The sequence below is a fragment of the Paenibacillus sp. F4 genome, assembly GCF_002894905.1.
GTDB classification, from domain to species: Bacteria; Bacillota; Bacilli; order Paenibacillales; family Paenibacillaceae; genus Paenibacillus; species Paenibacillus polymyxa_B.
Map to the genome: position 1 here is coordinate 55,175 of NZ_POVS01000020.1, position 17,413 is coordinate 72,587.

Below are 17,413 nucleotides of genomic sequence, written 5' to 3' on the forward strand. Positions count from 1 at the left end.
ACGGATTAGCCTTTTATAGGATTGGATTAGGAGCGGCGTTGTCGGGCTTTGACCACGAAACCCCAGCCGATATTGCCAACAGATAAGAGTCCTAGTAAAATGGCAAGCCATGCGGAATAACTGATGGATATTGCGGCCGCGGTCAGCAGGACAATGGATGAAACGGCGAACCATAGGGATAGACCTTTGCTCATTGGTAAAAACCTCCAGCGTTCGAATGTTGAATTTCAGGAATAAGTAGGTGTAAGCGAGCCATAATAATCTTGCAAGCTTGCAATGAACCTCACTCACAAAGAACTGAAAGGAGATTCAAATATGAGCAGACGTCGTTCAAACAACCTGCAAGTACCGCAGGCCAACGCCGCTTTACAACAATTAAAATATGAGGCAGCTCAAGAACTTGGCATCACCATCCCTCAGGACGGTTACTTCGGTAATGTTGTTTCCCGCGAAACAGGTTCTCTTGGGGGATATATCACGAAAAAGCTGGTCCAACAAGCAGAACAATCCTTGTCGGGCAGCAGCCGTTTGCAGTAATACACATAAACACTCCATCTTGGAAGCTGTATTATGAGCAACTGTGATGAAGAAAATCCGGAGCGATCATGCTCCGGATTTTTTTGCGCATGGCTTATCACCATTGTGAATCACGCAAGTCCGCTTCGTCAAGAGGGCGCTTTCATGAGAAGTGATTTTTTACGCGAGTGGCCAAAAAAAACAGCAAGCTCCCAGATTAAGGGGAACTTGCTGTTTGTTGTTCATACGGCTTGTTGTTAGCTTGGAAGCAGGTTTTTAATTCGTATGCAGGGAAAGGCGTTTTTGCATCTTTTCGTCACTGAGCCATCCAATATAGCTGTTGATCAGCCCGAACTGCTTATCCATCGCTACCACAGCCACGAATGGATATTGTCTCCGGTGTCGATACCTGACGTCTCCCCATCGCACAATGTAGCCCCATTCCAGTTCTTCCACCTCGGCAACGGCAAAGGAGGAAAAATAGCGAAATGCCTGCACATCGCGATAGGATTTGGATGCTTCTACGGCAGGATGTGTGGATGGAATTGCATGTTTCGTCCAAAATAAGTGGTTGCCATTTAATCCGCCAATGTCATAACTTCCATTCTGATGAGCTTTTACCACATGCCACCGGTTCCATGATACGGTGGGAATGATATAATAGATGTCGCCCTTCTGACGCTCATTGTCCATATCACGTACCGCTTTTCTGGTTATAAAATGACTCCAGGTTCGCCAAATGTAATATAGGCCAATAATAACGTACAGCGTAATAAACAAGGGAGCGGGTGGAATCAATCCGGTGACCCACAGCATAATCGCAGCAACATGGGTGCCAAAAATAAAGGGATCGAAAATATGGATGATATTCCAAGATATCCACTTGTTTGTAAACGGCCGGAATGCCTGTGTTCCGTACGTATTAAATAAATCTGTGAATACATGCAGGCAGACAGCAATCGTTACCCATAATGCTACATGACCTGGGGGCACATCTCTGAAGATCAGGCAAATCAGTCCTGTTATGGACAAAATCCATATCAACCAGAAGGGAATTGAATGCGACAGTCCACGGTGATTGCGAATGTAGGCTGCATTATTTTTCAACCGAAGCAAAGTGTCAAAATCCGGAGCTTGTGACCCTACGACTGTAGCGAGCAGTACGACTGCGGCCAACTTTGGATCTCCGGCGACGACAGGATCAGTGTAGGCCAGCCCGGCCAATCCGATTCCCATGACAAAGTGTGTGGCTGTATCCATATCTGTCGCTCCTTTTGTATTGTTTCCTGTACTTATTACTACCCAAATTTACTGTAAACGATCAGCAGGGACGATTTGCCATCGGAATTGTGAAAGTTTTGTGCGTTTTCTGTCAAACTTTTTGGGGTGGGTATATGATAAAATTTATATCGGAGTTCAACTTACTCCCGAATTCATACATCTCTAAGGGGGAGTTACTCACAATGGATAATATAAGTTATAAGACTTCTTCGGATGCGGCTACCTATTCTGTAAAATCTAAACCACCCGGTAAAGCGGGCACTTGGAAAGATTTTATTACAGTTACCAAGCCAGGCATCCTTCGTACCAATCTGGTTGCAGCCTTTGGTGGTTTTTGGTTAGCATCGCAATGGGACGTTGACTATATAAAGCTAATTCTTACACTTTTAGGTACAATGCTGGTTATGGCGTCTTCTTGTGTTTTTAACAACTATTTTGACCGTGAGCTGGATTTGAAAATGGAACGTACACGTAATCGCTCACTGCCAACAGGGCGTCTGACCCCTACAACGGTGTTGTCATACGCTATTATTTTGGGTGTTGTCGGGTTAGCTGTTCTATTCTTTTTCTCTGGTGTAAAGGCAGGATTACTGGGATTACTTGGTATGTTCGTCTACGTCGGTATTTATACACTTTGGTTAAAACGTTCGTCTACATGGAGCACATCCATCGGCGGTATTTCTGGTGCAATGCCTCCTGTGATTGGTTATGTGGCCGCTTCGGGTCGTATTGATATGGGCGCTTGGCTCTTATTCGCTCTCCTGTTCTTATGGCAGCCGCCTCACTTTTGGGCACTTGCTATTCGCAGAGTTGAGGAATATCGCGCAGCAGGATTTCCGTTGTTGCCAGTCGTAAAAGGTATCCATCGGACCAAGATTCAGATGATTCCTTATATTGTATTGCTGATTCCGGTACCCATCCTTATGTATGCTTATGGATATGCCGGTATGATTTTTATGATCGTGTCCGTGTTACTGTCCGTGCTGTGGGCATTCTATGCCTTTAAAGGTTTTACGATTAAGGAAGAAGAAACGGATTCCTGGGCAAAAAAAGTATTTTTCTTTTCCATTAACCATCTGACACTCAGCTTCTTGCTGATGATTGTCGATACGGTTCATAAGTTCTAATATTATTTTAGAGGCTTTTTATAGTGACCATATAGCTGTCCAGCAGGCAAGCAGCCTGAGGACAGCTTTTTTTGTTATTTTCAAGACTAAAGAACAGGTGGCGGGTATATAATGTATTCTTCCAACCCTGCTTTTTCCAATTGAGCGATCACATATTCGTCTGGAGTGCCTTCTACGCCAGCGTAGCCTTTGCGGGTATACATATGGTAGGCATCCGGAAAAGAGTCTGCAAGCACACCCCTTATTTTTTTCCCTGAGCTGTCATTGTCCATAAATAAATATATTTCGTCGTGCTTGGCTCGCTTGTTGAGGGATTCCAGTTTTATAGAGTTTAGTGTGCCGAAGGTGCATAAAATGTGGACCTCTGGGTCAAGTAATCGGCGAAGTTTGCTGCGATCATTTTTCCCTTCAACAATCACGGTTATCGCCATTTAAGCTCACCCCTTGTCTGATACATATGCTCGAAATTCCCCGGGAAATGAAGAATATGTGTATAGTGTAGCTCCAAATAGGGTTCTCATGCAAAAAATAACAAAACAGCCTGCCAGAAGTGGCAGGCATGGGTACAAGGGGCAACATGTTAGGGCAATTCAGACATTAAAACCAGCAAGTACGGAGAATGATGACGAGCAGAATATAAAGAACAAGAATGGTGCCAGTTGAAGTTCCGAAAACAGGGCAAGGGTTTACAGGATGACAGTGGCTCACAGGCTGCACCTCCCTTTGTTAGTGAATGTTCAGTCAAAATAGTCTATGTGGATAGGGGGATAGTGTACTGTGCATTTGCCCTCTGAAACGACATTTTGGGCTTTAAAGGTAGCATATTAGCATACCACTGCCCTCAGACTAGCTAGGAATGATAAGGTCCTGAGGCAGACAGTGGCGGCGTCGGAGATAATCGCTTAATAGGAACGAATAGCAGGCCAGCCATCAGAATCAGAAATGCGATAAAAAAAGGAGAAATGTGATCGGGTAGCTGACCTGCTAGTACAGGTCCGGCAAAGGAGCCGATAGATGTTGCAATAGACTGTAGTGCAAAGGTTTTGCCCAGTCGCGCACCTCCAATTCGTATGAAAAGGGAGGCCAGCGCTGGGAAAATGATGCCTTTGGCAGTTCCCAAAATAAAAAGTATGATGCCAATGGCCGCCTCGGGCGTAGTGGCGAGTGCGTAAAAACTTAGAGACATCAAAATAATGCCACAAAGTAGTCGCACCATTGGTGAATATTTGTTCAGAAACAGCAAGCTGAGCGTACAAAGTGCTCCCAAACTGATGATGGAAAAGAGCAATCCGGTGGACATCATGGACACAGAACCGTTATTCCGTAATGGAATTTCGTAAAATAAAATGCCTTGTGCACACGCCAAAACAAAAGGCAGGAGCAGGTAACGCCAATTGAATGGTAAGCGCGTCTTCTGTGCCCCGGATAGCGGAGCAGGTGTCGCATGACCATCAGATAATTGGGCCTGTGGAGCGGGTGCTGTTTTGGGCAAGGTGAAATAAGCCATAAGCCCCGTGACTACGAGAATGATGCCAAGGGAACTAAACGTCTCACTAAAGCCGAAACTGGCTACGATAAAAGCGCCAGCGGCTGGAGACAGGACAGAGGCCAACGTATGAACGACACCATGTCCCGACATATATTTGCCCTGCGTAACTGGATGATCGGATAGCTGTGCCAACATGGCTAGACAGGCCGGAGATAAAAAGGCCAACACAAAACCGCTAATCGCCCGAAGAAAAAGTAATTCCCACGGTGTGTGGATGTACGATTGAATGATAAGGATGATGCCTGCGGCTGTTAGGCTAAACATAATATATCGGCGGCTGCCGTGTTTGTCGACCTTGGGACCGGCCATCAAATTACCAGGCAGGTGAGTTAGAGAGTAAATCCCCATCATCCAGCCAATAAAAGTAGGTGCTGCACCCAGGGAGATAGCGAATGGTGTCAAAATAGGATATTGTGCATGCAGATCGAAAAAAGCAATGAATAAAAAGAGATACAGCCAGAGGGCTGTTTTCATGGGATGACCCCCTTCCCTAATGTAAACTTTCATGTTGCACCACGTATTGGCCCTTCCTAAGTTGTACGCTGGAGTGGACGAACATAGACCACTTTGTATGGACAAAAATTGAATAACAAGGTATGTAAAAGAGCTAAGCTGACAGGGCATCACGTAATCATGTATAATTACAGAGACAATTTTGTGATTTGAATGATGTAGTTGAAAACGGGAGTGTAGCGAAATGGATAAGGGCATCTGGACAGAGTTTTTGGAACATAATTGGCAGATCGTTCAGGATAACTGGCTGTATATATTAATTGGGCTTGTCCTACTGTTAGTCATATTGAAGATTGTAAGAACTCTCGTAAAATGGCTGATTGTCATTGTCGTAATTGCAGGCTTGCTTATCTACAGTGGCATTTCCTTTGAACAGGTCGGCAAGGTCGTTACTCAGGCAAAGGATGATGCGATTAACAAGGTTCAGAGCGAGGCTTTGAACATGATGATCAAGGAGGGACGGGATGCCAAATACACATCCAACGCGGATGGTACGTTTTCGGTAACCAGCTCCAACCTGGAAGTGAAAGGTCCATTTGATGGTGACAAGGTCAAGGTATGGTTTCAGGGGATGTCGCTGGGCGAGTGGAGTATGGGCGATACCGTCAAGAAATATATCGAAAGTGCGAAAGGCTCGGCTGTAACACAGTCGCCACAGTCGCCGTAGAGACAGGAGGAACACAATGAAACCATCCTGGCTGGAGCCTATTCTTCATTGGAATGGCGTGACGGTGTTTTTGATTGTCATTGTACTGCTGTCGTTGATTCAGGGCTGGAGACGAGGAGCTTCCAGATCTGTAGGGGCGCTGTTCAGTCTCATTGTGGATGGCATACTGACTGTGGCGGGTATTTTGTGCTCGCTCGGGTTAGCCATGTGGCTTTCACCGAAAGTACAACAATGGCTGGCGGCTTACATGGAACATTTGCCTCAGCGAGAACTAAGCGGGATTGAACAATTTTATTATACGTTGGTGGCGGGGTTAGAAGGTTTTCCGCTGCTGCGGTTCGCCGTATTGTTCATGCTCAGTTATGCTATCGCCCAATTTGTACTACGTGCAATTTATGTGTTGATGGTAGGGGGCAAGTCAGATTCTTCTTTCCATGAGCATGAAAAAAAATCAGGATTTTTCAGCAGGCTGGCAGGGGCTGGAATAGGTACTCTTATTGGTGGAGCACGCGCTATCATGGTTATAGCCCTGCTATTCATCGGCGTAAGTCTGTATCCAGACAGCGGGTTTAGCAGCTACGTCCAAGCTTCACCGATTTATAAGCAAGGAGCGCAATCGGTCATTGAGCCGTTATCCGGTACACTGATTAAGGATAAATTGCCCGTATTTACGCAGGCCGTTACCAAGGAATTAAATGGTATCCTGCAGCGGAAATACGAAATGATTGACCGGGAAATTCCGAACGATATCGGTCAGGCTGCGGCCAAGATTACACAGGGGATGAGCGGTGATGAGCAAAAAGCCAGAGCGTTGTATGAATGGGTAGGTACCCGTATTAGCTATGATTTCAGTAAGGTAGAAGCCTATGAGCAACGTGGTGACTGGCATGAACAGACCCCTAGAGATACGTTTGATACACGTAAAGGAGTCTGCATTGATTATGCCCGCCTGTATGCGATGATGGCTCGGTCGCAGGGACTACAGGTCAAGGTGGTGACAGGGCTTGGTTATAACGGACAGGGAGGATACGGTTCCCATGCATGGAATGAAGTGTATTTGAGCGCGCAGGATCAGTGGGTACCGTTAGACCCGACCTGGGCGCAAAGTGGGGACTGGTTTAATCCGCCTGGTTTTGCCCAAACACATATCAAGGATAAAGTGATTTAATAAGGAGTGGAAAAGGGCACATGAGAAAGATAGACAACGAGCAGGGAAAAGACAATGAGACGTCTGATCGAAAAAGATTCAGCTTTCGGATCAATCTGTTCTTTTTCAGCTCGTTCATTATATTTACGGTCATTATTGTAAGACTGGCGATACTTCAATTTGTAGATGGACCTCAGCTTAAGCAGCAGGAGGCCAGTAATGTTACCAAAAATGTACCACTTACGCCGATTCGCGGAACGATTTATGATTCCACCGGGCAGAATAGACTGGCGTATTCTACACCTGTACAATCGCTGTATATCACACTCTCCAAGAACTATAGTGACAGTATGGAAAAGTTACGTAATCCTGATAAAAAGCTGTTGCCTGAGCTGGAAAATATGACGCAAAAGCTGGCAAATCGGTTTGCTCAATATGGTAATAAAGATGAGCCGAAAATGACGGCAGAACAAATTATGGACGCTATGGACCGGAACTATCAGCGATTTAGCGGTTTTACGCCGCGTCTGATTAAAACCAATCTTAATAAAGATGAAGTCGCCTATTTTATGCAGCATAAGAGTGAGTTTCCGGGCGTAGATGTTGTAGAGGAAACGGTACGCCATTACGATCCAGATACGGTAGCTGTTCAAACGGTTGGCTACATTAAAAGCTATAAAAGTGCGCGTGAAACGTTGGATAAATATAGAAATATTCAAAAATCTATGTCAGCTGAAAATGATCCGGGTCTCATCTATATGGATAACGAATCGGTTGGCTTTGATGGACTGGAATTCCAATATCAGGAACAGTTACGAGGGAAAAATGGCTATAAAACGGTTCCCATTGATCCGCGCAATATGCCGGAAGGTGTAGATTCTGTTACTCCTCCGCAAAAAGGGAATAATATTTATTCTACGATTAACAAAGAAATTCAGGTGAAGACTGAAAATGCCATTATGGATCAATTGAGATGGCTCCATTCACATGCTGTATCTGGCAAGACTCATCCTTATGCCAAAACAGGCTTCGCTGTGGCTATGGAAGTGGACACAGGAAATGTGGTAGCGATGGCTAGCATGCCGGATTATGATGCGAATTACTGGCAAACGGGTACGATTTCAAAAGACAAATATGAAGAAATAAAACATGTGTATCAAAACGCCACAATTAAGAATGTTGGCTCTGGCCAATCTGGACAGCACCCTGATTCTACTGTACTTCTCGGATCAACTATTAAACCGCTGTCCGTTCTTATTGGATTGGAAGAAGGACTGTTTACAACAAATACGTACTATCAAGATACAGGAGCGGCTTATTTCGGACGTAACAACTCCTCACGGGTGCGCAACTCATCTGGTCATGTGTACGGTTCAATGGACCCGGCAACCGCTATTCGCCATTCCTCCAATGCCTTTATGGTCGATATGGTTGGCAAACGCTTATATAACAAATACATCAACAATGCCGCAGAAGACCAGGGCGTTAACGTATGGGATCGTTATATGAAGGAGTTTGGATTAGGTGTTTCTACTGGAGTAGACTTGCCCGGTGAGTTCCGGGGTTGGCGGGAGTACACGAGTAAATCAGAGTCAGCACTTTCTAAATTGGCATATGCATCCTTTGGTCAACAAGGTAAATATACACCTATGCAACTTGCCCAGTACACAACAATGATCGCTACCAAGGGTAAACGTATGGAGCCGCATTTGGTCAGTCAAATTAAAGATACCAACGGCAATGTAGTTCAAACTTTTAAGCCGAAGGTACTGAATGAAGTGAAATTTCCGGATGCTTATTGGAATGAAGTTATACGCGGGATGTCAACAGATGTCAGCGCATTTAAAGGTTTCCCTTATGACTTTGCTCGTAAAACGGGGACATCACAGCAGAGTGTAGGCAGAGAACTAAAGGATAACGGGGTATTTATTGCCTTTGCCCCACGCCAGAATCCCAAGCTGGCCGTAGCCGTTGTTATTCCTGAAGGGGGCTTCGGGGCTTGGAGTGCTGGACCTGTGGCACGTAAAATCTTTGATGCCTACGACGAAGTTTATGGATTGGACGGGGTGCCTAAGAAAAAGGATGCTACAACGACCGATCCTAACGCAATCAAACAGCCATAATCATTTTATACGATATCATTTCATGAAAGCTTCTCTTAGCCTTTGGGCTGCGGGAAGCTTTTTATGCTTTTTCTACGTTTTCTTACAAAATTGTCATCTTGGAATTCATCGTTTATTGCTTTGGATATGGTAGGATCAGGAATGTGAAACCCTAACTTGGAAGGAGTAATGACCAGCTAATATGGACAGAGGAAGTTTGGATAAAAAGTTTTCATTTAAAAAGAAAAATGTTGAAGAGAATGAAGAGTCACGAAAAAAACGGACGGTTTTACGAACCAACCTACTGTTTTTTAGTGCTTTTGTGCTGTTTGCCCTGATCATTACCAAACTAGCTGTATTGCAGTTTGTACAATCGGAGGAGCTGAAGGGCCAGCAGCAATCCGTAAATACGAAAAATGTCCCGTTAGCCCCGAGTCGCGGCACGATTTATGACTCTACAGGTACGGTTAAGCTGGCATATTCGACTTCAGTACAGTCCTTGTATGTAACTTTATCTAAGGATTATAGCAAGCGTACAGAGAAAGATCGCAAGCCGGGGGAAAAGTTGCTCCCTGAGCTCAATGCTTTTGCTGCCAAGCTTGCTGCCAAATTAAACGAACTGGGTCGTACCGAAGGAGAGCAGCTTAATGCAGAGGAAATAAAAAAGAGACTGGACCCGGACTATAATCAATATAGGGGATTTACCCCGCGATTGGTCAAATCCGACCTGAGTCGGGAGGAAATCGCTTATTTTCTGGAGCATCGGACAGAGTTCCCTGGTGTAGAGATTGTAGAAGAAAGTGTACGCCATTATGACCCGGATCGGGTGGCGGTACAAACGATTGGATATATGTACAAGTTCAAAGGAGCTCGAACGAACCGACCCAAATATAAAGAGCTCTATAAAGCTAATTCGGAGGTTCTAAGACCGGCACAGGTGTATTCGGAAAATGAAACGGTCGGATATGATGGCTTGGAGCTTCAGTACCAGGATGAGCTGAGAGGAAAAAACGGATATAAAACGGTAGAGGTCAATCCGCGCAGCATGCCGGAGGGCATTGAATCCATTACTCCTCCTGAAAAAGGACATCATTTATATTCCACCATCAACAAGGAAATTCAGCAGAAAACCGAACAGGCCATTATGGATCAGCTTCGCTGGCTTCATACTCATGCAGTATCGGGGAAGCTTCATCAAGACGCTACCACTGGCTTTGCTGTAGCGATGGAGGTAGAGACCGGAAATATCGTGGCAATGGCCAGTATGCCGGATTATGACTCTAATGTATGGAAAAGTGGAAGTACCTCGCCTTCGGTATATGACGAAATTCAGCATAAAATGGGAAATGGAACAATTAAATCCGTGCCTAGCGGAAAAGCGGGTCCACATCCAGAATCCTCGGTGCTTTTGGGTTCAACCATTAAACCGCTAACCGTGCTGATCGGGTTGAAGGAAAACCTGTTTTCTCCCGGACAAACTTATCTGGATACGGGAAGTGCGTACTACGGCAAAAATCGCTCCAGCCGGGTTGGGAATTCTAGCGGACATGTGTATGGTTCTTTGACACCTAGCAGGGCAATTGAGGTCTCGTCGAATACGTTTATGGTGGATATGATCGGCAAGCCGCTGTATGGCAAATACGGAAGTAATGCAGGGGTGCATCAGGGAATTGACGTATGGGACAAGTATATGAAGGAATTTGGATTAGGCGTACCGACAGAAGTAGATCTGCCGGGCGAGTGGGCAGGCAGACTTGAGTATACGAGCAAGCATGAAAGTGCGCTGACACGATTGGTGCAGGCATCCTTTGGTCAGCAGGGAAAATATACAGCGATGCAGTTAGCCCAGTATACAACTGTGCTGGCAACAAAGGGCAAGCGTATGCAGCCTCATTTGGTCAGCAAAATTGTAGATGATCAGGGGAATCTCGTACGTGAGTTTAAGCCGCAGGTGCTGAATGAGGTCGCCTTTTCAGATACGTACTGGAATACAGTGATTCGGGGTATGGCTACGGATGTTAAAGCCTTTAACGGATTTCCTTATGATTATGCCCGCAAAACGGGGACTTCTCAGCAGGTGGTAGGACGTACGGTTAAAGATAACGGGGTGTTCATCGCTTTTGCTCCGCGTCAAAATCCGAAGCTGGCGGTAGCGGTCATCATTCCTGAAGGGGGCTTTGGTGCGACGAGCGCGGGACCGGTTGCGCGTAAAATATTTGATGCATATGACGAAGTTTACGGGCTAGATGGTACTCCTAAAAAGCCTCTAGCAGCAAAGTGAGGACTTGAATACTTTTGTGGGCTTCTCTTTTTCATGGTAAAATGTCGTTGGACATAAGGGACATACAGGAGGAAGAGAGACTATGGGAGAAAACCAATATAAATACAAACTGCTTGCGCTCGACATGGACGGAACTTTACTGAATGATAATCATGAAATTTCCTTGGAAACGATTAACTGGATTAACAAGGCGATTCAGGAAGGGATTCATGTATGCTTGTCCACCGGACGTGCAGCCATGCATGCTCTGCCCTACGGTCAGCAACTCGGCCTGGAGACGCCAATGGTAACCGTAAACGGCAGTGAGGTGTGGAAATCACCCCACGAGTTGTGGCGCCGTTATTTACTTGATAAGGAGCTCGTTCGTAAGATGCACCAGATTGCCGTAGAAACAGGCTCTTGGTTCTGGGCGTACTCAACGGAGGAATTATATAACAGAGATCGTTGGCCGGATACATTGGACACACAGGAATGGCTCAAATTCGGTTATAATACGGAAAATGACGAAATTCGGCACCAAATTTTGCTTAAGCTTCAGGACATGGGTGGACTTGAAATTTCCAATTCTTCGATGACAAATTTGGAAATTAACCCGGCTGGTATATCCAAAGCCAGTGGAATCGCTGAAGTGTGCGATCTGCTTGGCATTACTCTGGAGCAGGTGGTTGCCGTTGGCGACAGTCTGAATGATCTGGCTGTGATTCAAGCGGTTGGACTGGGCGTAGCCATGGGGAATGCTCAGGATATGGTAAAAGAAGCCGCTGATGTGGTCGTAGCTTCGAACAATGACGACGGCATTGTAGAAGTGATCCGTGATTATGTGCTTGTGTAATACAACGAATGAAGCAGCAAGCAGGATGAATGAACGAGAAGGAGGAGACCCATGGACGTTGTAGGCTGGATTGTTGTCATTGTGCTGTTCATTGTCGGCATGGCCGGGGCGGTATATCCCGTATTGCCGGGGGCGCTCGCCATTTATTTTGCATTTTTTGTATACGGCTGGTTTTTCTCGTTTGCTCCATACAATGCATTGTTTTGGATTATACAAACATTAATCGTTGTTGCCCTTTTTGTTGCAGATTATGCTGTGAATGCCTGGGGAGTCAAGCGATTTGGCGGCTCGCGTCTGTCGGCGATCCTCAGCACTGTCGGGATTATTATTGGTCCCTTCGTTATTCCGGCATTTGGTCTGATTTTGGGACCATTTATCGGCGCTGTGCTGGGTGAGCTAATTGGCAAAGCCCCGCTGGACCGAGCTATTAAAGTGGGCTTTGGCTCTGTATTAGGTCTTTTTACCAGCACCGTGATGAAAGTGATTTTGCAGCTTGCCATGATTATTGTTTTCTTGATTTGGGTGTTATGACCCGAGATTCGTTTTCGTTTATTATGATTTGCAGAGACAGAATCGACATGCGGCTCCGCACCGGTGATGGCTCAGGCCATGACTGTTTGTGCGGGGCTTTTGCATGCGTGTGAACAGCAAGAAAGAAGGGAACGCATTTTGTCCAATAAAGAAACATTCCTTAAAGGTACGCTTATTTTAGCCGCTGCCGCCTTGGTGGCCAGAGTGCTTGGTCTGGTTCAGCGTGTTCCATTGGAGCATCTACTCGGTTCCGTCGGGAACGCCTCGTTTACCATTGCGAACAACGCTTATTTGATGCTGCTCACAGTGGCTACGGCCGGCATTCCAAGCACGTTGAGCAAAATGGTTTCAGAACGTTATGCGCTGGATCGGCCTTCGGAAGCGCGACGTGTGTATCGAGCGGCTTTGATATTCGCGGCCGCGGCAGGCATTATCATTACAGCGCTACTGTATTTTGGAGCGCCTTATTTTGCCGAGCATGTAGCAGGGGTTCCGCAATCCGCTTTGGCCATTCAGGCTTTGGCACCAGCATTACTGCTGTTCCCTGCCATTGCCATGATGCGTGGATACTTCCAAGGGCGCGGTAATATGACCGCAGGCGGTATTTCACAAATTGTGGAGCAGGTTGCACGGGTAGCGACTGCTATTGTACTCGCTTTTATTATTTTGAAGCTGGGTTATGGAGATCGCGAGGTTGCGGCCGGGGCCTCCTTTGGAGGTGTCATGGGAAGTCTTGGCGCTCTAGCGGTCATGTTGTACTACACGGTGAAATTGCGTCGCCAGGATCGCCAGGATCGTCAAGATCAATTCCAAGAGGAAAGCTCCGCGCTACCGATGATGCGCATTTACAAAGATATTTTCAAGCTTTCCATTCCCATTGTATTGTCGTCTCTGACGGTTCCGGCGGTCAACTTTATTGATACGTCGATTGTGGTGAGACTGCTATCTGGTCAAGTGGGATTGGATCAGGCGACTACTCAGTTGGGTTATCTAGGCTCTCGGGCACAGAGTGTGGCGGGAATTCCGCCGATTTTGGCCATTGCGCTCAGCCAATCGCTCATTCCGATCATTTCAGCGGCATTTGCTCGTAAGGATGAGCAGCATTTACAAAATCAGATGACGCTGGCCTTGCGTATCTCTATTTTGACTGGAATGCCGATTGTGCTGGCTTTATGTGTAACCGCCTATTCTATTAATGGTTTACTGTTTAGCTCGCTTGGAGGCAGTGGTATCATCGCTGTTCTGACACTCGGAACGATATTCCAGATTACGATGATGACTTCTAATTCGATATTGATCGGTATGGGCAAGCCACGTATTTCAATGGTTAATGTCATGGTCGGTATCGTCGTCAAGTTTGCAGCGAGCTGGCTGCTGGCTGGTTGGCTTGGGATTTACGGGATCATTGCCGCAACCGGATTATGTTTCCTCGTGATCACGTTACTGAATTTACGTGTGCTTAAAGGGATCGTCTCCTTTTCGATCATGGGCCGTCGCTGGGCAGGGTTCTTAACCGCAGTCGTCGTCTCGGGAGCTATCGGATACGGTGTAAATGAAGCCTGTATTCTGCTGGTGCATCTGATGCCTGCGCGTGTGGCCTTCTTGATTGCGTGCTGCATTGCAGGGGCAGCTGTACTGGTATGCTACTTGCTGTTGCTGGTTGTACTGCGCGTATTGCGCAGGGACGAGCTGGGCAACTACCCACGTATGTTGCAAAAGGTACTGCGTCCGTTAATGCGCCTACAGCGTGAATCCACAAGACAACAAGGATAAAGAGTCCTCCAGTCTATCAGTGGAAAGGTTGCAAGCTGTTATGGGCAACGTGGGCCATTGCTGTTTTTTGGATGCCGTGGCGATGCTCATGGCGCATGGCAAATAACAGCGGTCGCCTTGGTTCGCTGAGATGTCCAAGTGTGGAGCCGTCCTGAAACCAGTCATACCGGGGGATTGGATCATAAGCTGTATCGGACCAGACGGCGTTCAGCTCCGGGCTGTACAGACGTTGTCCTGGCGGTAGCCATTCATGTGCTAAAAGCGTTGCACTTTCATCTGGAGAGTGCAGCGCTTTTTGTTCATTCGGGGTGAACAATCCGGGCCAATAGTCGCTGCGTGAACCCGTATGCGGCACACTGTTAGCGAATGCTGATACCTGGTCCAGCACCTGCTGATGGCCGAAGAGCATAGCATAGAGACTTTTGCCAAAGCCGATCCGCTCGTCTAAATGGCCGAAACGCTCCATCACTAGTCCAGCAAGTCCACCGTTCAGCCCAAGTGGAAATATAACCTGATTAAGCTGGAGCCAGTCATGCAAATAAAAGCCCGGCTTGTGTGTCACAAATTTTTGAAAATACGGATCTTTTACCACACGTCCTTCAATATAGTTTTGTTCATTAATGATGAGCGCCACAGTCAACAGAGAGCTATCCCGCCAAGCCCAAAAACGTTCCCAAAAGGGCTTCATGAATGGCGAAACGTGAAAATAAGGCAACAAATGAAAGCAACTCCGACCCAAATGACGGCTGTGCATGTAAAGTTGCAACTGCGGATAAGCGTCTTGAAAAATAAGGGCGTTACAGCGCTCCAGTAGCCGATACAGCCATTCCTTTTCCTGTTCGCCGAACAGGTTGCCAATCAGTCCCCCTTTCAGATCGGTCATATTATAGCCGCCATTACGAGAAACCAGGTGGGCCAGTAATGCCCAGTGTAACTCCGGGTAGCCACGATAGCATTCAAGGTAAGCGGCAGTGCGGGTGACGTTGCTGCGATTCTCCTGTGCTGTATCGTTCTTGATCCGCTCCAGCAGCTCACAGTCTGTTTCGCATAAGGGCATATTGAGAGAAGAGGGACGCGTAGCGGGTCCGTTCACCAGCATTAACGCTTCAGCTTCATTCATAGCGGCCTGTGCTGTATGATAATCCCACGCTAGTTCACGCAAGGGGTAGCGTAATTTGCGGGATTCAGTCCAAGCCGCCCGTTTGCCCTCCCAAGCTTCCTCTGCAACACGGGGAACGGAACCCAGTAACTTTAGCCCTCCTTGAAGCTGTCGAGATGCTGTATGGAGCCATTCGGTAAGAGACATGACTAAATAACCTCCTTTCCAATTGCAAGCATTCCCCGTATCCTGCCAAGTATGTTGGGTATGCTGTTAGGATGTCGTCGCTTATGTGGATTCTTAAGTATATCTTTAGTATGCCTCAATGAGAGGGCTTCCAATCGGCATGTGAGCAGAATGGGGGAGTGTGCAAAAGCTTCACTTGGCGTTACAATAGAAAGTGCAATCTCTTTAGCATAAAAGAATTTAAGGAGGAATCATCCATGCAAAAAATCGTCTCTCATGAAGACTTTAATAAGGCAATATCTACTCCCGGCGTAACGGTGGCTGTATTTAAGGCGGACTGGTGTGGGGATTGTCATTTCATTGATCCGTTCATGCCTGATGTGGAACAACAATATGCAGATAAGCTTACATTAATTGAGATTGATGTAGAACAGGCCGAAAGCGTCAGTCAAGAGCAGAATGTATTGGGGATTCCTAGCTTTATCGCTTACAGTGAAGGGAGAGAACTGGTACGTCTGGTGAACAGACTGCGCAAATCCCGCGAGGAGATTGAGCAATTTTTGGATCGGGCTGTTGAAGTCCATGCGAGCTTGGCAAAATAATGAATGCTGTGCATGCATGAAGGTTGCAAAGTGAATTTTAAACATCAAGACATTCAGAAAGCCGCTTCCTTCTAAGGGGGCGGCTTTCTCACGGACACGTTCACATTTTGTCAACAAAGCTCGTATGTCAAGGAACGATATATCAGTTATAATTACTTTAAGTGATCATTTCACAACATATAAAGTGAATAAATATTATATTTGGAAGGATACGGGTGAATTTGAATAACAAAATTAGAATATTAAAATGGCTGGCACTCGTAACATGTATTGTCATGTTTTTGGCTACCTTCGGTGGAGGTGTCGTGACGCGGACGGATTCGGGTCTCGGCTGTGGCCGGGAATTCCCGCTGTGCAATGGTAAGCTGGTTCCGGCACATACGATCGCATCCCTTATTGAGTTCTCTCATCGCTCCGTCAGTGCCATGGCCGGGATTCTTTCTATCGCCTCATTTGTTGGCTTTTTGCTGTTTATGAAGCATCGGAAGGATTTGCAGCTATTCTCGCTGCTCACGCTCATGTTTGTCATCATACAAGGTGCAATGGGGGCGCTGGCTGTCGTCTTCTCCCAATCGGCTGCAGTCATGGGACTGCATTTTGGCTTTGCTCTTATCGCCTTTGCCAGTGCGACTATGATGACGCTGGGGGCCTGGCAGGAGCATGCAGATTCACGCCACACCCCGCGTCTGATTCCTGGGCCTGTCAGTCGGGGCTTTCGTAACTTTATATGGTTATCGACGATCTATACCTATATTGCTGTCTATTCAGGGGCGTTGCTTAGTCACTCGGTCATCCAGAAGGTTGTAAATATTGGGGGCTTCATATCTCCACTGCTGCTTCATCAGATTTCAGCTGGTCTGCTGTTCGTCATTATCTTGGCTGTGGGTCACTACTCATACCGTTATCACCCGAATCACCGGGATATCCGTATATTGGGTGTCGTATCGGTCTTGTTAATCTTGCTTCAAGTGGTGATTGGAATTATCTTGTTGTACGTCAACAAACCTGAAATCTACATGTTTATCGTGCTGGGACATATGCTGGTGATTGCATCGTTGTTCTCGATTTTGGCTTATCTGAGCTACCGTGTATGGCAATTGTCACCGGACCGCAAGTTTGTTTCGACCCAAGCACAACGTACCTAAGCATCTCATAGATCATAGTGAAACGGATTTTTGCCCAAGAGGCGTTTAAACACGTATAATAG

At 46.5% G+C, this 17,413-nt stretch carries 16 protein-coding genes and 1 pseudogene; 11 read left to right on the forward strand and 6 right to left on the reverse strand.

The annotated features are described in order from the left end of the window. Window positions 1-26: 26 nt before the first annotated feature. Window positions 27-194, reverse strand: coding sequence for a hypothetical protein (locus C1T21_RS27495; protein ID WP_007431986.1), 168 nt, complete (start codon window positions 192-194; stop codon window positions 27-29). 121 nt (window positions 195-315) lie between these two features. Here C1T21_RS27495 and C1T21_RS23615 point away from each other — a divergent pair, with 121 nt between their 5' ends. Further along, window positions 316-537: an alpha/beta-type small acid-soluble spore protein gene (locus C1T21_RS23615; protein ID WP_013311857.1), complete on the forward strand. Its 222-nt coding sequence runs from the start codon at window positions 316-318 to the stop codon at window positions 535-537. A gap of 255 nt (window positions 538-792) precedes the next feature. On the opposite strand, the gene C1T21_RS23625 is transcribed toward C1T21_RS23615, so the two are convergent. Then, on the reverse strand, window positions 793-1,776 hold the full coding sequence (locus C1T21_RS23625; protein WP_103049974.1) for a metal-dependent hydrolase: 984 nt from the start codon (window positions 1,774-1,776) through the stop codon (window positions 793-795). A 203-nt stretch (window positions 1,777-1,979) separates the two neighbouring features. On the opposite strand from C1T21_RS23625, the gene cyoE reads away from it, so the two are divergent. Next, window positions 1,980-2,924: a heme o synthase gene (gene cyoE / locus C1T21_RS23630; RefSeq protein WP_013311855.1), complete on the forward strand. Its 945-nt coding sequence runs from the start codon at window positions 1,980-1,982 to the stop codon at window positions 2,922-2,924. An 86-nt stretch (window positions 2,925-3,010) separates the two neighbouring features. On the opposite strand, the gene C1T21_RS23635 is transcribed toward cyoE, so the two are convergent. The 3 genes and pseudogenes from C1T21_RS23635 to C1T21_RS23640 all read right to left on the reverse strand — a co-directional run bounded on the left by C1T21_RS23635 (window position 3,011) and on the right by C1T21_RS23640 (window position 4,947). Continuing rightward, complete coding sequence (locus tag C1T21_RS23635) at window positions 3,011-3,355, reverse strand: toprim domain-containing protein (RefSeq protein WP_103049975.1); 345 nt, start codon at window positions 3,353-3,355, stop codon at window positions 3,011-3,013. Window positions 3,356-3,521: 166 nt separating this feature from the next. Further along, window positions 3,522-3,590 (reverse strand): annotated as a pseudogene (locus C1T21_RS28210) (YjcZ family sporulation protein); the annotation flags it as partial. Between the two features lie 184 nt (window positions 3,591-3,774). Next, window positions 3,775-4,947, reverse strand: coding sequence for an MFS transporter (locus tag C1T21_RS23640; RefSeq protein WP_103049976.1), 1,173 nt, complete (start codon window positions 4,945-4,947; stop codon window positions 3,775-3,777). 223 nt (window positions 4,948-5,170) lie between these two features. Between C1T21_RS23640 and C1T21_RS23645 the strand changes: the two genes are divergently transcribed. The 7 genes from C1T21_RS23645 to C1T21_RS23675 all read left to right on the forward strand — a co-directional run bounded on the left by C1T21_RS23645 (window position 5,171) and on the right by C1T21_RS23675 (window position 14,319). Continuing rightward, window positions 5,171-5,653: a hypothetical protein gene (locus C1T21_RS23645; protein ID WP_103049977.1), complete on the forward strand. Its 483-nt coding sequence runs from the start codon at window positions 5,171-5,173 to the stop codon at window positions 5,651-5,653. Between the two features lie 16 nt (window positions 5,654-5,669). Then, window positions 5,670-6,821, forward strand: coding sequence for a transglutaminase domain-containing protein (locus C1T21_RS23650; RefSeq protein WP_103049978.1), 1,152 nt, complete (start codon window positions 5,670-5,672; stop codon window positions 6,819-6,821). A 20-nt stretch (window positions 6,822-6,841) separates the two neighbouring features. Further along, a complete protein-coding gene (locus tag C1T21_RS23655) occupies window positions 6,842-8,923 on the forward strand; it encodes a peptidoglycan D,D-transpeptidase FtsI family protein (RefSeq protein WP_103049979.1) in 2,082 nt (693 codons plus the stop codon). 181 nt (window positions 8,924-9,104) lie between these two features. Continuing rightward, complete coding sequence (locus C1T21_RS23660; RefSeq protein ID WP_103049980.1) at window positions 9,105-11,183, forward strand: peptidoglycan D,D-transpeptidase FtsI family protein; 2,079 nt, start codon at window positions 9,105-9,107, stop codon at window positions 11,181-11,183. A gap of 82 nt (window positions 11,184-11,265) precedes the next feature. Then, on the forward strand, window positions 11,266-12,015 hold the full coding sequence (locus C1T21_RS23665; RefSeq protein ID WP_103049981.1) for a Cof-type HAD-IIB family hydrolase: 750 nt from the start codon (window positions 11,266-11,268) through the stop codon (window positions 12,013-12,015). Window positions 12,016-12,066: 51 nt separating this feature from the next. Further along, window positions 12,067-12,546 carry a DUF456 domain-containing protein gene (locus tag C1T21_RS23670; protein ID WP_061829850.1) on the forward strand — a complete coding sequence of 160 codons (480 nt, stop codon included), beginning with the start codon at window positions 12,067-12,069 and terminating at the stop codon, window positions 12,544-12,546. A 138-nt stretch (window positions 12,547-12,684) separates the two neighbouring features. Then, entirely contained in the window at window positions 12,685-14,319 is a 1,635-nt protein-coding gene (locus C1T21_RS23675; RefSeq protein WP_103049982.1) for a putative polysaccharide biosynthesis protein, read from the forward strand. A gap of 16 nt (window positions 14,320-14,335) precedes the next feature. On the opposite strand, the gene C1T21_RS23680 is transcribed toward C1T21_RS23675, so the two are convergent. Continuing rightward, window positions 14,336-15,625, reverse strand: a complete 1,290-nt coding sequence (locus tag C1T21_RS23680) for a DUF2515 family protein (RefSeq protein WP_013311845.1) — start codon at window positions 15,623-15,625, stop codon at window positions 14,336-14,338. A 236-nt stretch (window positions 15,626-15,861) separates the two neighbouring features. On the opposite strand from C1T21_RS23680, the gene C1T21_RS23685 reads away from it, so the two are divergent. Continuing rightward, window positions 15,862-16,206: a thioredoxin family protein gene (locus C1T21_RS23685; RefSeq protein ID WP_025723593.1), complete on the forward strand. Its 345-nt coding sequence runs from the start codon at window positions 15,862-15,864 to the stop codon at window positions 16,204-16,206. Window positions 16,207-16,421: 215 nt separating this feature from the next. Then, window positions 16,422-17,351, forward strand: a complete 930-nt coding sequence (locus C1T21_RS23690; protein WP_025723592.1) for a COX15/CtaA family protein — start codon at window positions 16,422-16,424, stop codon at window positions 17,349-17,351. The last annotated feature ends 62 nt before the right edge of the window (window positions 17,352-17,413 follow it).